Source organism: Flavobacterium cupriresistens (assembly GCF_020911925.1).
GTDB lineage: Bacteria > Bacteroidota > Bacteroidia > Flavobacteriales > Flavobacteriaceae > Flavobacterium > Flavobacterium cupriresistens.
The window spans coordinates 4569175-4589387 of the sequence record NZ_CP087134.1 but is presented as its reverse complement, the minus strand read 5'-3'; the positions used below and the strand labels follow the sequence as shown (position 1 = coordinate 4589387).

General features: G+C 37.1%; 1 protein-coding gene. It reads left to right on the top strand.

Features of this window, described 5'->3' with window-relative positions:
• Nucleotides 1-28: 28 nt before the first annotated feature.
• Nucleotides 29-20071: a non-ribosomal peptide synthase/polyketide synthase gene (locus LNP23_RS18665; protein WP_230002377.1), complete on the top strand. Its 20043-nt coding sequence runs from the start codon at nt 29-31 to the stop codon at nt 20069-20071.
• Nucleotides 20072-20213: the final 142 nt, after the last annotated feature.

Genomic DNA, 20213 nt, shown 5'->3' with positions numbered 1-20213 from the left:
CAAAACTATTAAAATATAATTTTTAACCATGCAGGCAGAAATTTTAAGTATTCTAAAAGAGGCTCATAATAAGAAAATTAAAATTGGGATTGATAAAGGATCTTTGACAATAAAATCAGTTAATCCGATTGATCCTGATTTATTGCAAAAAATAAAAGAAAATAAGGAAGCAATAATTAAATATTTTGAGAAGCGTCAAAGTAAAAAACAAAGAAATGTTTTAGAAAAAATTGTTGCTTACGATCGAAACAGTATAACACAAATTCCATTATCATTTGGCCAGGAACGTTTGTGGTTTTTGGACAAATTACAAGGCAGTGCAGAGTATCATATGCCTGTAATTTTGAGATTAAACGGGGATTTGGATTTTTCTTCTTTAGAGAGTTCTTTTTATAAAATTATAAATCGTCACGAAGTATTACGCACGAATATTCGTTCTGAAAATGGAGTAGGATATCAAGAAGTAATGTCGCCTGAAAATTGGAAATTAGAACATAAGGTTGTAAATGAAAATTACAATCTGGAAGAAATTATTGCTTCTTTTATAAAACTTCCTTTTGATTTATCCAACGATTATAAGTTAAGAAGTTGTCTGTATGATTTAGGAAACCAGCAATATGTACTGGCTTGTGTGTTTCATCACATTGCCAGTGATGGTTGGTCAGAAGGTATTTTGATAAATGAATTTACGCAGCTTTACAGCGCATTGAAGTCAGGAAGAACTGCTGTTTTACCGGAGCTTCCTTTGCAATATTCAGATTATGCGGTCTGGCAAAGAAAATACTTGGCAGGAGCTGTTTTGGAGTCCCAGTTAGCGTATTGGGAAGCGAAGTTAAAAGGAGCAGCTACCTTATCCTTACCAATTGATTATGCACGTCCTTCTGTGCAAAGTACAGCAGGATCAAGCGTTTCCTTGGTTTTGAATAAAGAGCTTAGTGAGTCTTTAAAATTGCTGTGCCAAACAGAAGGTGTTACGCTTTTTATGTTGATGTTGTCTGTCTTTAAGGTATTGTTGTCGCGTTATAGCGGACAGGAAGATATCTGTATAGGAACGCCAATAGCAAACCGTACCCAATCAGAGTTAGAGGGAATGATTGGTTTTTTTGTCAATACTCTGGTACTTCGCAATGATTTGGGAGGTAATCCAAGTTTTAAAGACCTCTTAGAAAGAGTAAGGGAGACTACATTGGATAGTTACGACCACCAATTGGTTCCATTTGAAAAGGTCGTGGATCGAGTAGTTACTACCCGAGACAGGAGTATGACTCCTTTGTTTCAGGTGATGTTTATATTGCAGAATACTGCGGAAGAGTCGGCAGAAGAAGGAAATGGAAATGGTCTGGAAGGGATAACATTCTCAGGTTATGATCTTGAGACTATTAATGCAAAAGTTGATTTAACATTGAGTGTATCTGAAAACAATAATGATATTGATCTGGATATCAATTATTGTACAGCCTTATTTGATAAAGTAACGATTGATCGCATGTTACTGCATTACCAAGAACTGTTGACAGGTATTGTAAGTGATATCAATCAGCCAATAAATACCTTGTCAATTTTGACTAAAGGGGAGGAACACCAATTATTGGATATTTTCAATAATGTGACAGTTGCTTATCCAAAAGATAAAACCATAGTAACCTTATTTGAAGAACAGGTTAAAAATACTCCTGATGCCATTGCGGTGGTTTATGAAGGAGCCAAATTAAGTTATAAAGAATTAAATGAGAAGTCCAATCAATTAGGATCTTATTTAAGAGAACAAGGCGTTGAGCCAGACACTCTTGTGGGGATCTGCGTAGAGCGTGGTTTGGAGATGTTGGTTGGAATCTTGGGAATTTTAAAATCAGGAGGTGCTTATGTGCCAATCGATCCGGATTATCCAGAGGATCGTATTGCCTATATGGTGGGTGATGCCGGAATTAATTTAGTATTGAGCAGTGCAACAAGTCATAAAGTACTGGAGGAATATACCAATCTTAATGTTGTACTCTTAGATACAGATTGGAATAAGATCTCAAACTATTCAACAGAAAACTTAAGTGTTGTAGTGGCACCGGATCATCTGGCTTATGTGATTTATACTTCAGGAAGTACAGGTAATCCAAAAGGAGTTTTAATTACCCATAGTAATGTAGTTCGTTTGTTTAAAAATGAATCTTGTCTATTTGATTTCGGAACTCATGATGTCTGGACGCTGTTTCATTCGTTTTGTTTTGATTTCTCGGTATGGGAAATGTATGGAGCCTTGCTTCATGGAGGCCGTTTGGTAGTGGTTCCAAAAGCAGTAACCAAAGACGCTATTTCCTTTAAAGAATTATTGATCAGTGAAGGGGTAACGGTTTTAAACCAGACTCCTGGATCTTTTTATGCACTTCAAGAAGCATTCTTATCCGAGAATTTTGATCATGCGATCAGATATGTGATTTTTGGAGGAGAGGCATTAAATCCTGTTTATTTACAAAATTGGAAAGCATTATATCCGTCTTGTAAAATGATTAACATGTATGGTATTACCGAGACTACGGTTCACGTTACCTATAAAGAGCTAACAAGTTCAGATATGTTAAGTTCTGTTAGTGCTATTGGTTCAGCGATTCCTACTTTAGGATGTTATATTTTAGATGCCAATCTAAATTTAGTACCGGTAGGGGTTATTGGAGAGTTATGTGTTGGAGGAGCAGGAGTTGCAAGAGGTTATTTAAACAGAGAAGAATTAACGCAAGAGAAGTTTATCACAAATCCTTTTGTAGCAGGAGACCGCTTGTATAGATCAGGTGACTTAGGGCGCTGGCTAGCTGACGGTAGTATAGAATATATTGGAAGAAAGGATAATCAGGTAAAGATCCGTGGTTATCGTATTGAATTGGGAGAGATCGAAAATGCTTTGTCATTGTTAGAAACGGTTACCCAATGTTGTGTATTGGCCAAAGAAGATACAGCAGGCAATAAACGTTTGGTTGGTTATGTAGTGTTGGAAGGTTCATTGAACAAAGAGGTACTACAAGAACAATTAAAGTTAAGTTTACCCGAATATATGGTTCCGATGATTTGGGTTGAACTGGATCAGATGCCTTTAACTTCTAATGGAAAGCTGGACAAGAAAGCCTTACCGGATCCGGATAGTTCTGAGTTATCCAGTAAGGAATATGTTGCGCCGCGTACCGATACAGAAAGACAGTTGGTGGAAATCTGGCAGAATTTGTTGGGTATCGAAAAAGTAGGGATTTATGATAATTTCTTTGAAATAGGAGGAGATTCTATTATATCGATCCGATTGATATCAAAAATAAATGAAACATTTAAGCAACGTATTCAACTACGTGATCTCTTTAAATATAGTACTATTGAGCGTTTTTCAATTTCAGTATTAAATGATGATAGTTATGATGATAAGACAGAACAGCTTTACCAAAGGATTGATGCTGAGTTAGTAACACTAGGTCAGTCTGTCAGAAGTTCTGTTGCGAATTCAGATCTGATAGAAGATATCTACCCTATGAGCGATGTTCAGCAAGGGATGATTATGGAATCATTAGTAGATCCAAGTTTAGGGGTTTTTCATGATCAGATGGTATTCCCTTTTATAGATGGCTCTTTCGATCCTATTAATTTTCATAAAGCAGTTGCATTATTAATTGAAAAGCACTCTATATTTCGCACCAGTTTTAATTTTTCAGATTATGAACAACCAGTTCAAATCGTATATAAGGATATTTCATTTGATATAGAAGAAATAGATTTAACGCTATTTAATAAACAAGAACAAGAAAGGAAAATTGAAGAATTTCTGGTTTCAGAAAGAACAGTTCCTTTTACTATTCAAGAAGGATCATTATATCGTTTTACTATTTTTACTATTGACGCCCAAACTAAGTTATTTGTATACCAGTTTCACCATGCTATCATGGATGGATGGAGTGTTGCTTCGTTCGTTACGGAACTGTATAAAACTTATTTTGAATTAAAAAAAGGAAATGATTCTATTGCTACTACAGCAATGGCTTGTAGTCAGCGTGATTTTATAATCAAAGAATTGATGGCTAAGCAAGATGTTGATGCTATTTCTTTTTGGAAGGAAGAATTGTCAGGATATAAATATTTAGATATTTTCTCAGAGGAAACAGAAATAACCGAATATTATACAGCACAATATGATCTTTCTTTTTTAAATGATCTAAAGCAACAATGTAAAGAGCATAATTTGACGCTTAAGAGTGTATTGTTTGGAGCCTACATCTATGCATTACAGCTCTTCACTCATGAAACAGAGTTGACCGTTGGTTTGGTTGCAAATAATCGTCCATCAATTAAAGATGGGGATAAAGTTTTAGGATGTTTTTTAAATACCGTACCAGTTCGCTATATTTTTGAATCAGGAGGAAGTTGGTTGTCCTATTTTAAAAATGTCGAAAAAAAGATGAATGAAATAAATCTCTATGGGCATTTGACCTTTTTTGAGATCAAACGTCTTACCGGATTAAACAGAGAGGATTCTTTTTTTGATGTATTGTTCAACTATATTGATTTTCATGTATATAATGATGTTATTTTAGAAAATTCTTCAACAGCTGTTTTGCCTCATAATGATGATGCAGATAGTATGGAAGAGTTAAAAACGTCTTCTTTTGAGCGAACAAGCTCGAGCTTAAATTTAACAGTCAATTTAACCGGAGGTACAGAAATTGAGTTTCAGTATGTCTTGCATAAGAACTTAAAGTCAGGAGTATCATTAGAACGTTTTCATATTTACCTGGACAGTATTTTGAATTGTTTTAAGGACCAGCTGCAGACTAATGTAAACAAACACTTAATTCTGCCAAAAGAGGAATCTTACCAATTATTAGATGTTTTTAATACTACGGCAGTAGAATATCCAAAGGACAAAACAATAGTTGCTTTATTTGAAGAGCAGGTTAAAAATACTCCTGCTGCTATTGCGGTGATTTATAAGGGAGAAGAGTTAAGTTATAAAGAATTAAATAAACGCTCTAATGCACTTGCTAATTATTTATTATCTACTAATAGTATTAATTCGCAGAGTTTAATTGGCGTTGTTTTAGAGCGCAGTGATTGGTTAATAGTATCATTTTTAGCGATATTAAAAACAGGAGCTGCCTATGTTCCTATTGACGTTAATTATCCGGAAGAAAGAAAAGAATATATAAAAAACGATAGTGGTTGTAGTATAATTATAGACAATTCATTCCTGAGTTTGTTTAAAGAAACTATTTCTGATTATTCAGATGTTCAGCCTGAGATTGCTATAAAATCAGATGACTTGGCCTATGTTATTTACACTTCAGGAAGTACAGGGCAACCTAAAGGGGTAATGATTGAACATAAGAGTATTACCAATACCATTTTATCTCAAATTAAGGCTTTTTCTATTGGCAATAGTGATAGTTGTTTGCAATTTGCGAGCCCTTCATTTGATGCTTCCATTTGGGAAATTTGTATTTCGCTTTTGAGTGGTTCTCGTTTGTGTATTATAGAAGAAGAAGTAAAGTCAAATATTGAATTTTTTAGAAGTTTTATAGACAACAATAGTATCACGTTTACAACTTTACCACCGGCATTTTTGCAATTGTTGTCCGTTGAAGACTTGAAAGGTATTAGAACTTTAGTTACTGCAGGGGAGTCGATACCTTTGGAATTAGCGAAGACATTTTCTAAGCACTATAATTACATCAATGCTTATGGTCCTACAGAAGCAAGTATCTGTTCTACAACTTTTAGAGGAGATATAAATAACCTTGTTTCTATTGGTAAGCCTATCGATAATACTACTGCTTACATTGTGGACGAAAGCAACCGACTTTTACCAATCGGTGTTGTTGGAGAGTTATGTGTGGGTGGAGCTGGTGTAGCCCGTGGTTATTTGAATCAGGAAGAATTAACGAAAGAGAAGTTTATAGTAAGTCCTTTTGTAGAAGGAGACCGAATGTATAAGACAGGCGATTTAGCACGCTGGTTACCGGATGGAAATATAGAATATGTTGGAAGGAAAGACGATCAGGTAAAGATTCGTGGTTATCGTATCGAGTTGGGTGAGATTGAAAATGCATTATTATCATTAGAAGCAGTAAGCCAATGTTGCGTTTTGGCTAAAGAAAATGCAGGAGGTACCAAACGTCTGGTTGGTTACGTAGTGCTGGAAGGTGAACTGGATAAAGTTGATTTACAAGAACAATTAAAATTAAGTCTGCCGGAGTATATGGTTCCAATGATCTGGGTCGAACTGGATTATATGCCGTTAACTTCAAATGGTAAACTGGATAAAAAGGCGTTACCGGATCCGGATAATTCGGATCTTTCTACGCAAGAGTATGTTGCACCACGTACAGATACAGAAAAACAGTTGTCTATAATCTGGCAACAGTTGTTGGGTATAGAAAAAGTAGGGATTTATGATAACTTCTTTGAGTTAGGCGGACATAGTTTATTGGCGACCCGATTGGTATCGATGATTCGTAAAGAGCTGTCTATTGAAGTTTCTATCAGAGAAGTGTTTGAGTACACAAGTATAGCAGCTTTAGGAACTCATGTATCAGTTCAGTCAAAAGGAGTATTACTGCCTACTATTGTTTCAGAGCATCGTCCCGAGCGAATTCCAATGTCCTTTAGTCAGGAACGTTTGTGGTTTTTGGATCAGTTGCAAGGTAGTACGGAGTATCATATTCCTACAGTGCTTCGTTTGGAAGGAGTGGTAGATGTATCAATTTTAGAGAAAACATTGCACAGTATAGTGTCACGTCATGAGGTATTGCGTACGATTCTTTTATCCGAAGATGGTGTAGGATATCAGCAAGTAATACCTGCAGAAGACTGGACACTGGATCAGGTAAAAATAGAAGATAAAACACTCTTAGAAAGTAGTTTGCAAGATTATCTAATGAGTCCTTTTGATTTAGCAAAGGATTATAAGTTAAGAAGCTGTCTGTACGATTTAGGAAATCAGCAGTATGTATTGGCTTGTGTGTTTCATCACATTGCCAGTGATGGCTGGTCAGGTGGTATCTTGATAAATGAGTTTATGGAGCTTTACAGTGCTCTTCAATCTGGAAGAACAGCTGTTTTACCGGAGTTAACGTTACAATATTCCGATTATGCGATCTGGCAAAGAAAATATCTCGAAGGAGCTGTTTTAGATGCGCAGTTAGCGTATTGGGAAGCGAAGCTTCAAGGAGTGGCTACTTTATCTTTACCAACAGATTATCCTCGCCCTGCTGTGCAGAGTATGGCAGGTTCAAGTGCTTTCTTGTTTTTGGACAAAGAAATCAGTGAGTCTTTAAAAGCGTTATGCCAAAGAGAAGGGGTTACTATGTTTATGGTAATGTTAGCTGCCTTTAAAGTATTGTTGTCACGTTATAGTGGTCAGGACGATATTTGCGTGGGTACTCCAATAGAGAATCGTACCCAATCAGAATTAGAAGGTATGATTGGCTTTTTTGTCAATACCCTGGCACTTCGTAGTGATTTGGGTGGTAATCCGGATTTTAAAGAACTTTTATCCCGAGTAAAAGAAACGACATTGGATAGTTATGACCATCAGCTGGCTCCATTTGAGAAAGTGGTAGACCGTGTAGTAACTACTCGTGACAGAAGCATGACACCTTTGTTTCAGGTAATGTTTGATTTTCACAACAGTGTTGAAAACGCTAAAGAAGGAACCTCAAGAATAGAAGATCTTGTAATTTCCGGACATGAATATTCAGATACTACAGCTCAATTTGATTTGATGTTGAGTATCACAGAAAATGATTTTGATATTTCGGTAGGAATAAATTACTGCACCGCTTTATTTGACCAGACTACGATTGATCGTATGTTGTTGCATTATAAAGAGTTGTTGGTAAATGTGTTGAGTGATATCAGTCAGCCAATACATAGTTTGCCTATGTTGACTGCGGCAGAATCCCATCAGATAGCAGCTGTTTTCAACGATACGTTTGTAGAATATCCATTGGATCAGACGGTAGTTGATTTGTTTGAGCAGCAGGTACAAAAAACGCCTGATGCTATCGCTGTAGTTTTTGGCTCAGAAGAGTTAAGTTACAAAGAGTTGGATAAGCGTTCTAATCAGCTGGCCCATTATCTTCGTGATCAGGGTGTGGTGGCAGATAGCCTGGTAGGTATCTGCGTAGATCGTAGTTTGAATATGCTTGTTGGGATCTTGGGTATTTTAAAATCAGGAGGTGCTTATGTGCCTGTTAAACCGGATTATCCTGCATCCCGTATTTCCTATATTGCTCAGGATACCGGTTGTTCTTTGGTTCTTACAGATGAATCAAGTAAAGAGGCTTTGTCTGCGATTTTAAGTGATAGTAAGATTATTGTTTTGGATGATTCCTCTTCGGTATATGCCAATTGCTCTGTAGAATCATTAGGTATTTCGTATTCACCTGCTTCGTTGAGTTATGTTATTTATACCTCGGGAAGTACGGGAGCTCCCAAAGGAGCTATGATAGAGCATAGCGGGTTATTGAACCATCTTTTGATTATGATTGATGATTTGAATATGGACAGTACCAGCGTTGTTGCCTTTACAGCGCCTTTTACTTTTGATATTTCGGTATGGCAATTATTAAGTGGTTTATTATGTGGAGGCCGTATTGCGATTTACAGTGAGTCCATGATTTTGGACACCAATGATTTTCAGAATGCTTTATGTTCTTATGGAGTTACGCATCTTCAATTAGTTCCTTCTTACATATTGAATTTATTGGAAACAGGTTCAAGAAAAGGTTTGGAAGATTTACGTTATTTTCTGGTTACCGGAGAAGCGGCTACGATTTCATTATTGGAATCCTGGTTTGCGTCGTTTCCTTCTATTGCTGTAGTGAATGCTTATGGTCCCGCAGAAGCATCAGATGATGTCAGTCTTCATATTATGTACGAGGCTCCTTCTGGAGTTGTGGTTCCTATAGGTAAACCTGTAGCTAATATGCAGTTGTATGTTGTAGATGCGTATGATAATTTATGTCCGATTGGAGTTGTTGGAGAGTTATGGGTTAGTGGTGTAGGAGTAGGACGTGGTTATCTGAACAGAGAAGAATTAACCCAAGAGAAGTTTATAGCGAATCCTTTCGCAGGAGGAGACAGAATTTATAAGACAGGCGATTTAGTACGTTGGCTTGCTGACGGAAGTCTTGAGTTTATTGGCAGGAAAGACAATCAGGTTAAGATTCGAGGCTATCGTATTGAGCTTGGTGAGATCGAGAATGCTTTGTCTTCTTTATCTGGAATCATCCAGTGTGGAGTATTGGCCAAAGAGGATGCAAGTGGTAACAAACGTTTGGTTGGTTATGTGGTGGTAGAAGGCAAACTGGATAAAGCAGATGTACAAGAACAATTGAAATCAAGTTTACCCGAGTATATGGTTCCGATGATCTGGGTTGAGTTGGATGAGCTGCCGTTAACCCCTAATGGTAAATTGGACAGAAAAGCGTTACCGGATCCGGATAATTCAGATCTCTCTACACAGGAGTATGTTGCGCCACGTACAGAGACAGAGGAACAGTTGGCTGTTATCTGGCAGAATTTATTGGGAATAGAAAAAGTAGGGATTTATGATAACTTCTTTGAATTAGGAGGTCATAGTTTACTGGCGACCCGATTGGTATCGATGATTCGTAAAGAGCTGTCTATTGAGGTTTCTATCAGAGAAATATTTGAATATACTACTATAGCCACTTTAGGGGCTTATATATCGGTTCAATCTACAGGAGTATTATTGCCGACTATTGTTGTGGAGGAGCGTCCGGCGCGAATTCCATTGTCTTTCAGTCAGGAACGTTTGTGGTTTTTGGATCAGTTAGAAGGAAGTGTTGCCTATCATATTCCTATAGTTCTTCGTCTGGAAGGAGCAGTGGATGTGTCTATTTTAGGACAAACTTTGCAAAGTATAGTTTCGCGTCATGAGGTATTGCGCACAGTTCTTTTATCAGAAGACGGAGTAGGCTATCAGGAAATAATAGGTGCAGAAAACTGGAAGCTTGATCAGATAAAAATAGAAGATACAGCACTGTTAGAGAGTAGTCTGCAGGATTATCTGATGTTGCCTTTTGATTTGGCAAAAGAATATAAGTTAAGAAGTTGTCTGTACGATTTAGGAAACCAGCAGTATGTATTGGCTTGTGTGTTTCATCATATTGCCAGTGATGATTGGTCAGAAGGGATTTTAGTAAATGAGTTTATGGAGTTTTACAGTGCTCTCCAATCTGGAAGAACTGCTGTTTTACCGGAACTTACTCTGCAATATTCAGATTATGCGATCTGGCAAAGAAAGTATCTCGAAGGAGCTGTTTTAGAAGCACAGTTATCGTATTGGGAAGAGAAGTTACAAGGACTGCCTACCTTATCATTACCAACAGATTATGCTCGTCCTTCTGTGCAAAGTACAGCAGGTTCGAGGGCTTCTTTAATTTTGGATAAAGAACTAAGTGAGTCTTTAAATGCATTGTGTCAAAGAGAAGGTGTTACCTTATTTATGGTAATGCTGTCTGCCTTTAAAGTATTGTTGTCGCGTTATAGTGGGCAAGATGATATCTGTGTTGGTACTTCTATTGCTAATCGAACCCAAGCGGAGTTGGAAGGCATGATTGGCTTTTTTGTAAATGTGTTGGCACTTCGCAGTGATCTTGGAGGTAATCCAAGTTTCAAGGAACTTTTAGAAAGAGTAAAAGAAACTACATTAGGAGGATATGACCATCAGTTGGTTCCATTTGAGAAGATCGTAGATCGAATGATTATTAATCGTGACAGGAGTATGAGTCCATTATTCCAGGTGTTATTTGTATTGCATAATGCACCGGAAGAGTCGGGAGAAACAGGAAAAGGTTTAGAAAATGTTACCCTTTCAGGTTATGAATTTGATGCCGTTACTTCGAAGTCAGATTTAACATTGAACGTGTCGGAAGAGGATTCAATGATTCTGTTAACTATAGAATTTTGTACCGCTTTGTTTGATAAAGCTACAATTGATCGTATGCTGTTGCATTATAAAGAATTGTTGGGAAGTATTGTCAAAGATATGAACCAACCAATAGAGAGTCTTTCTATGCTTGACCAGGAGGATAAGCAGCAATTATTGACTGTTTTTAATGATACTGCATTTGCATACCCTCAGGACAAAACGATAGTGGATTTATTTAATGATCAGGTTCTTAAAACACCACAAGCAATAGCCTTGGTTTTTGAAGATCAGGTGATGACTTATAAAGAACTGGACGAGCGATCCAACCAATTGGTTCATTATTTTGAATCGATGGGAGTGATTAGTGATTCGCGAATAGGAATCTTGTTTAACAGAAGTTTTGATATGATCGTTAGTATATTAGGGATCCTAAAATCAGGATGTACTTATATTCCTTTAGATCCTACCTTACCTTCTAAACGATTATCGCATATAGTAGAAGATTCAAGCGTGAATTTTCTTCTTTACAGAGAAGACTCTTTATTATCAAGTTTATCAGTTTCAGATTTTATTTTCTTCTTAGATATAGCAGAATCTTCTGCTTACGAATCTTCAAAAGTGGTAAATGAAAGACATCCTGCTTCCGTAGCCTACGTTATGTATACGTCAGGAACTACAGGCAATCCGAAAGGAGTGATGATAACAGATGATAATATTGTTAGTTTATGTAAAAGCTGTGATTATATCTCATTGAATTCAGATACGGTATGGTTGTCAACAGGATCTATTTCTTTTGATGCTACGACCATAGAATTTTTCGGTACTTTATTAAATGGAGGACAATTAATATTAGCAGATACAAATACATTATTGAGTGTCGTAAATTTAAAAGAACTTATTATAAAACATAAAGTTACTACTATGTGGATGACAGCCTCTTGGTTTCATCAAGTAGTAGAAGATGATGTAGCTGTTTTTGAAAATTTAATTGATTTAGTAGTTGGAGGTGATGTAGTTTTGTTTAATTATACCAATAAATTAAAAGAACTTTATCCACAGCTGCATATTGTCAATGGTTATGGTCCTACAGAAAATACTACTTTTTCTACCACCTATAGTATTGATGAAGTTACTCATAGAAACATTCCGATCGGTAAACCTATTAGAAATAGTCAGGCTTATATTTTAGATTCCAAATTGAATCTATTGCCAATTGGTGTTATCGGAGAGTTATGTGTGGGTGGATCAGGTCTGGCCAAGGGGTATTTGAATCAGGAAGAATTAACCCAAGAGAAGTTTATAGCGAATCCTTTTATAGAAGGAGACCGAATTTATAAGACAGGCGATTTAGCACGCTGGCTCCCGGATGGAAATATAGAATATGTTGGAAGAAAAGACGATCAGATAAAGATTCGTGGTTATCGAATTGAGCTTGGAGAGATCGAGACTGCGCTTTCTTCGGTATCAGGAATTATCCAGTGTTGTGTTTTAGCCAGAGAGGATGAAGGAGGCAATAAACGTTTGATCGGTTATGTAGTTTCAGAAGGTAAATTAAATACAACAGATTTACAGGAACGCTTAAGAGTAAGTCTTCCGGAGTATATGGTTCCGATGTTCTGGGTTGAGCTGGATCAATTGCCATTAACTTCTAATGGTAAATTAGACAAGAAAGCCTTACCGGATCCGGATAGTTCCGAGTTATCCGGTAAAGAGTTTGTGGCTCCGGGTACAGATACAGAAAAACAGTTAGCTATTATCTGGCAGCAGTTGTTGGGAATAGAAAAAATAGGGATTCATGATAACTTCTTTGAGTTGGGTGGACATAGTTTATTGGCCACGCGATTGGTATCGATGATTCGTAAAGAGTTGACGATAGAAATTGAAATTGTAGACGTATTTGAACACACTACTATAGCAGCTTTAGGAGCTCATGTATCGGTTCAGTCAAAAGGAGTATTACTTCCTACTATTGTTTCAGAGCATCGTCCCGAGCGAATTCCATTGTCTTTTAGTCAGGAACGTTTGTGGTTTTTGGATCAGTTGCAAGGTAGTACAGAGTATCATATTCCTACAGTGCTTCGTTTGGAAGGAGTGGTAGATGTATCGATTTTAGAGAAAACATTACACAATATAGTGTCACGTCATGAGGTATTGCGTACGATTCTTTTATCCGAAGATGGTGTAGGATATCAGCAAGTAATAGCTGCAGAAGACTGGACATTGGATCAGGTAAAAATAGAAGATAAAACACTCTTAGAGAGTAGTCTGCAGGATTATCTGATGAGTCCTTTTGATTTAGCAAAGGATTATAAGTTAAGAAGCTGTCTGTATGATTTAGGAAATCAGCAGTATGTATTGGCTTGTGTACTTCATCACATTGTTAGTGATGGCTGGTCAGGTGGTATTTTGATAAGTGAGTTTATGGAGCTTTACAGTGCTCTTCAATCTGGCAGAACAGCTGTTCTACCGGAGTTAACGTTACAATATTCCGATTATGCGATCTGGCAAAGAAAATATCTCGAAGGAGCTGTTTTAGATGCACAGTTAGCGTATTGGGAAGCGAAGCTTCAAGGAGTGGCTACCTTATCTTTACCAACAGATTATCCTCGTCCTGCTGTGCAGAGTATGGCAGGTTCAAGTGCTTTCTTGTTTTTGGACAAAGAAATTAGTGAGTCTTTAAGAGCGTTATGCCAAAGAGAAGGGGTTACCATGTTTATGGTAATGTTAGCTGCCTTTAAAGTATTGTTGTCACGTTATAGTGGTCAGGACGATATTTGTGTGGGAACTCCAATTGCTAACCGAACTCAATCGGAGTTAGAAGGGATGATTGGCTTTTTTGTCAATACTTTGGTTCTTCGTAGTGATTTGGGTGGTAATCCGGATTTTAAAGAACTTTTATCCCGAGTAAAAGAGACGACATTGGGTAGTTATGATCATCAGCTGGCTCCATTTGAGAAAGTGGTAGACCGTGTAGTGACTACTCGTGACAGAAGTATGACACCTTTGTTTCAGGTAATGTTTGACTTTCATAATGAGATTGAAAATTCGAAAGAAGAAAGTCCAAGTTTGGAAAATCTTATAATTTCCGAACATGAATATTCTGATGCTACATCTCTATTTGATTTGATGTTGAGTATCACAGAAAATGATTTTGATATTTCGGTAGGAATAAATTATTGCACCGCTTTATTTGACCAGACTACGATTGATCGTATGTTATTGCATTATAAAGAGTTGTTGGTAAATATGTTGAATGATATCAGTCAGCCAATACATAGTTTGCCTATGTTGACTGCGGCGGAATCCCATCAGATAGCAGCTGTTTTCAACGATACGTTTGTAGATTATCCGTTGGATCAGACGGTCGTTGATTTGTTTGAGCAGCAGGTACAAAAAACGCCTGATGCTATCGCTGTAGTTTTTGGCTCAGAAGAGTTAAGTTACAAAGAGTTAGATAAGCGTTCTAATCAGCTGGGCCATTATCTTCGTGATCAGGGTGTGGTGGCAGATAGCCTGGTAGGTATCTGTGTAGATCGTAGTTTGAATATGCTTGTTGGGATCTTGGGTATTTTAAAATCAGGAGGCGCTTATGTGCCTGTTAAACCGGATTATCCGGCATCCCGTATTTCCTATATTGCTCAGGATACCGGTTGTTCTTTGGTTCTTACAGACGAATCAAGTAAAGAGGCTTTGTCTGCGATCTTAAGTGATAGTAAGATTATCGTTTTGGATGATTCCTCTTCGGTATATGCCAATTGCTCTGTAGAACCATTAGGTATTTCGTATTCACCTGCTTCGTTGAGTTATGTTATTTATACCTCTGGAAGTACGGGAGCTCCCAAAGGAGCTATGATAGAGCATAGTGGGTTATTGAACCACCTTTTGATTATGATTGATGATTTGAATATGGACAGTACCAGCGTTGTTGCCTTTACAGCGCCTTTTACTTTTGATATTTCGGTATGGCAATTATTAAGTGGTTTATTATGTGGAGGTCGTATTGCTATTTACAGTGAGTCCATGATCTTGGACACCAATGATTTTCAGAATGCTTTATGTTCTTATGGAGTTACGCATCTTCAGTTAGTTCCTTCGTATATATTGAATTTATTGGAAACAGGTTCAAGGAAAGGTTTGGAAGATTTACGTTATTTTCTGGTTACAGGAGAAGCGGCTACGATTTCATTATTGGAATCCTGGTTTGCATCGTTTCCTTCTATTGCTGTAGTGAATGCTTATGGTCCTGCAGAAGCATCAGATGATGTCAGTCTTCATATTATGTACGAGGCTCCTTCGGGGGTTGTAGTTCCTATAGGTAAACCTGTAGCCAATATGCAGTTGTATGTTGTAGATGCGTATGATAATTTATGTCCGATTGGAGTTGTTGGAGAGTTATGGGTTAGTGGTGTAGGAGTAGGACGTGGTTATTTAAACAGAGAAGAATTAACCCAAGAGAAATTTATAGCGAATCCTTTTGCAGGAGGAGACAGAATTTATAAGACAGGCGATTTAGTACGTTGGCTTGCTGACGGAAGCCTTGAGTTTATCGGCAGGAAAGACAATCAGGTTAAGATTCGAGGGTATCGTATTGAGCTTGGTGAGATCGAGAATGCTTTGTCTTCTTTATCTGGAATTATTCAGTGTGGAGTATTGGCCAAAGAGGATGCAAGTGGTAACAAACGTTTGGTTGGTTATGTGGTGGTAGAAGGCAAACTGGATAAAGCAGATGTACAAGAACAATTGAAATCAAGCTTACCCGAGTATATGGTTCCGATGATCTGGGTTGAGCTGGATCAGTTGCCGTTAACCCCTAATGGTAAATTGGACAGAAAAGCGTTACCGGATCCGGATAATTCAGATCTTTCTACACAGGAGTATGTTGCACCACGCACAGAGACAGAAGAACAGTTGGCTGTTATCTGGCAGAATTTATTGGGAATAGAAAAGGTAGGGATTTATGATAACTTCTTTGAATTAGGAGGTCATAGTTTACTGGCGACCCGATTGGTGTCGATGATTCGTAAAGAATTGTCTATTGAGGTTTCTATCAGAGAAGTTTTTGAGTACACTAGCATAGCCGCATTAGGGGCACATGTATCGGTTCAATCTACAGGAGTTTTATTGCCGACTATTGTTGTGGAGGAGCGTCCGGCGCGAATTCCATTGTCTTTCAGTCAGGAACGTTTGTGGTTTTTAGACCAATTGCAAGGCAGTACAGAATACCATATCCCGATTGTCTTCCGTTTGGAAGGAGCAGTGGATGTGTCGATTTTAGGACAAACCTTGCAAAGTATAGTTTCGCGTCATGAGGTATTGCGTACGATTCTTTTATCCGAAGATGGGGTAGGCTATCAGGCAATAATACCTGCAGAAAACTGGAAGCTTGATCAGATAAAAATAGAAGATACAGCATTGTTAGAGAGTAGTCTGCAGGATTATCTGATATTACCTTTTGATTTAGCAAAAGAATATAAGTTAAGAAGTTGTCTGTACGATTTAGGAAATCAGCAGTATGTATTGGCTTGTGTGTTTCATCATATTGCCAGTGATGCTTGGTCAGAAGGGATTTTAGTCAATGAGTTTATGGAGTTTTACAGTGCTCTCCAATCTGGAAGAACAGCTGTTTTACCGGAACTTACTCTGCAATATTCAGATTATGCAATCTGGCAAAGAAAGTATCTCGAAGGAGTTGTTTTAGAAGCACAGTTATCGTATTGGGAAGAGAAGTTGCAAGGACTGCCTACTTTATCATTGCCAACAGATTATACTCGTCCTTCTGTGCAAAGTACAGCAGGTTTGAGGGCTTCTTTAGTTTTGGATAATGAACTTAATGAGTCTTTAAATGCATTGTGTCAAAGAGAAGGTGTTACCTTGTTTATGGTTATGCTGTCTGCCTTTAAAGTATTGTTGTCGCGTTATAGCGGGCAAGATGATATCTGTGTTGGTACTTCTATTGCTAATCGAACCCAAGCAGAGTTGGAAGGCATGATTGGCTTTTTTGTAAATGTGTTGGCACTTCGCAGTGATCTTGGAGGTAATCCAAGTTTCAAGGAACTTTTAGAAAGAGTAAAAGAAACTACATTAGGAGGATATGACCATCAGTCGGTTCCATTTGAGAAGGTTGTAGATCGAGTGGTTACTACCCGAGACAGAAGTATGACACCATTGTTTCAGGTGGCGTTCGTATTGCAAAATACTCCACAAGGGTCGGAAGAATCAGAAGAAGGAAATGGTCTGGAAGGTATTACTCTTTCAGATTATGAATTTGATACCGTTACATCTCAGTTTGATTTAACACTGAATGTATCAGAAGAGAGTAATGGTACTGCATTGGATGTAATGTATTGTACCGCCTTATTTGATAAGACAACGATTGATCGTATGCTGTTGCATTATAGAGAATTGCTGGTAAGTATTGTCAATGATGTGAACCAACCAATAGAGAGTCTTTCTATGCTTGACCAGGAGGATAAGCAACAATTATTGACTGTTTTTAATGATACTGCATTTGCATACCCTCAGGATAAAACGATAGTAGATTTATTTAATGATCAGGTTCTTAAAACACCACAAGCGATAGCCTTGGTTTTTGAAGATCAGGTAATGACTTATAAAGAACTAGACGAGCGATCCAATCAATTGGTTCATTATTTTGAATCGATGGGAGTGATTAGTGATTCGCGAATAGGAATCTTGTTTAACAGAAGTTTTGATATGATCGTTAGTATATTAGGGATTCTAAAATCAGGATGTACTTATGTTCCTTTAGATCCTACCTTGCCTTCTAAACGATTATCGTATATAGTAGAGGATTCGAGCGTGAATTTTCTTCTTTACAGAGAAGACTCTTTACTATCAAGTTTATCAGTTTCAGATTTTATTTTCTTCTTAGATATAGCAGAATCTTCTGCTTATGAATCTTCAAAAGCGGTAAATGAAAGACATTCTGCTTCCGTAGCCTACGTTATGTATACGTCAGGAACAACAGGAGTACCAAAAGGAATTTCGATCAGTGACGAGAATGTAATTACTTTGATTAATGATCCATCGAGTGCGATCGCAATTAATTGTTCAGATCGAGTACTTCAATGGTCTAATTATGCTTTTGACGGATCGACCTATGAGATTTTTGGCAGTCTTTTAAATGGAGCGAGTCTTTATTTAATAGATAAATCTGTAGCTTCAGATGCCGGGGCTTTATCTAAGGTTATAAACAGGAATGAATTAAGTGTTATTTTTATTACTACTGCCTTGTTTAATTCTTTGGCAGAATATGATTTATCCTTATTATCGAGTTTAAGATTGTTGTTATTTGGAGGTGAAAAAGTTTCAATAACTCCAGTGCGAAAAATGTTATCAGGATTAGGATCCGGAAAAATTCACCATGTCTATGGACCTACTGAGACAACCGTGTATGCTACTTGTTATGCTGTTTTTGAGATCTCAGATTCAGCAACAACGATTCCAATAGGTAAGCCTTTGACCAATACCAATTTGTATGTTTTAAATCCTTCATTAGATCTAGTACCAATTGGTGTTATTGGAGAGTTATGCATTGGGGGATCAGGTGTAGCCGGCGGTTATCTGAATCAGGAAGAATTAACGAAAGAGAACTTTATAGCGAATCCTTTTGTTGAAGGAGACAGAATGTATAAGACCGGTGATTTAGTACGTTGGTTAGCTGACGGAAATATAGAATACATCGGTAGAAAGGACAATCAGGTAAAGATTCGCGGATACCGCATCGAGTTGGGTGAGATTGAAAATGTATTGTCTTCATTTTCAGAAATTATCCAGTGTTGTGTTTTAGTCAGAGAGGATGAAGTTGGGAATAAACGTTTGATCGGTTATGTAGTTTCAGAAGGTAAATTAAATACAACAGATTTACAGGAACGTTTAAGAGTAAGTCTTCCGGAGTATATGGTTCCGATGTTCTGGGTTGAGATGGATCAGTTGCCATTAACCTCTAATGGTAAATTGGACAAGAAAGCCTTACCGGATCCGGATAGTTCCGAGTTATCCAGTAAAGAGTTTGTAGCTCCCGGTACAGATACAGAAAAACAGTTGGCTGTTATCTGGCAGCAGTTGTTGGGAATAGAAAAAATAGGGATTCATGATAATTTCTTTGAGTTGGGTGGACATAGTTTATTAGCAATAAAACTAGTTGCAAAAATTAATGAAGTATTGGATTCGAATACAAATATTATGACCATATTTGAATATCCAACGATATCTAATTTTGTAGAAAATATAGATTCAATGCAATCTGCTAAGGAAAATATCTTAATACCTTTACAAAAGAAAGGTAGTAATAAAGCGATATATTTGGCTCCACCGGGAGGTGGAACAGTTAACTGTTATATTGAACTAGTCAAATTACTGGGAGATGACCAACCGGTATATGCATTTCAATCCCCGGGATTAAATGGAAAATCTCCAGTTTCAGAATCTATTGAAGAAATGGCTTCTAAGTTTATAGAAGAAATGCAAAAAATAGATCAATATGGACCATATCGAATTGGCGGATATTCCCTTGGAGGAATACTGGCTTATGAAATGGCAGTGCAATTGCAAGATAAGGGATTTGATGTTGAAGAATTATTGATTTTGGATAGTTCTTTTATGGGATTTGACGTTGATAGAAGTGAAAATAAGGAACGAGATGATTCGTATCGCAGTTCATTAAAAACACTTATTCAAGCCATGTTCGGAGATGAATTTAATTGGTCTGATTTAGTGCTTGAAAACAAAACAGCAGAAGAACAAATCGAGGCTGTGAGTAAAGTGTTAAGTGACTCCAAACTAAAAATTAATGAGGATGAAGTAAGAGGCCATTTAGAAGTTATTTTCCGAAACGAAAATTACATTTATATAGCCAAAAACAAGCCAAAATTAAAGGTGCCAATTATTCTGTTCAGAGCAATGTATACTGAAATAGAAAGTGAAATTGAGAATAAAATAATAACGGTTGAAAATGATCTCGAAGAATTTGATTACGGATGGCAAGAGTATACTACTGAACAGGTAATAGTACATAATATTCCTTCTACCCACATCACGTTATTAGACAACACTTATATCAAAGAAATTTCAGATATTTTAATAAGTTTAAATGAGCTCACGTCAGAAATACAACAAATAAATAATTAAGTAAAATGCAAAAACAAAAAAATAAAACATAAATAAAGAGATACTAATTTTTTTAGGGATGATGAACAAACTTTCTCTGACACATACAGGAGAGTGTATACGAAATGTAGAAAAGTTGAATTTTAGGGGTCAAATAAAGTTT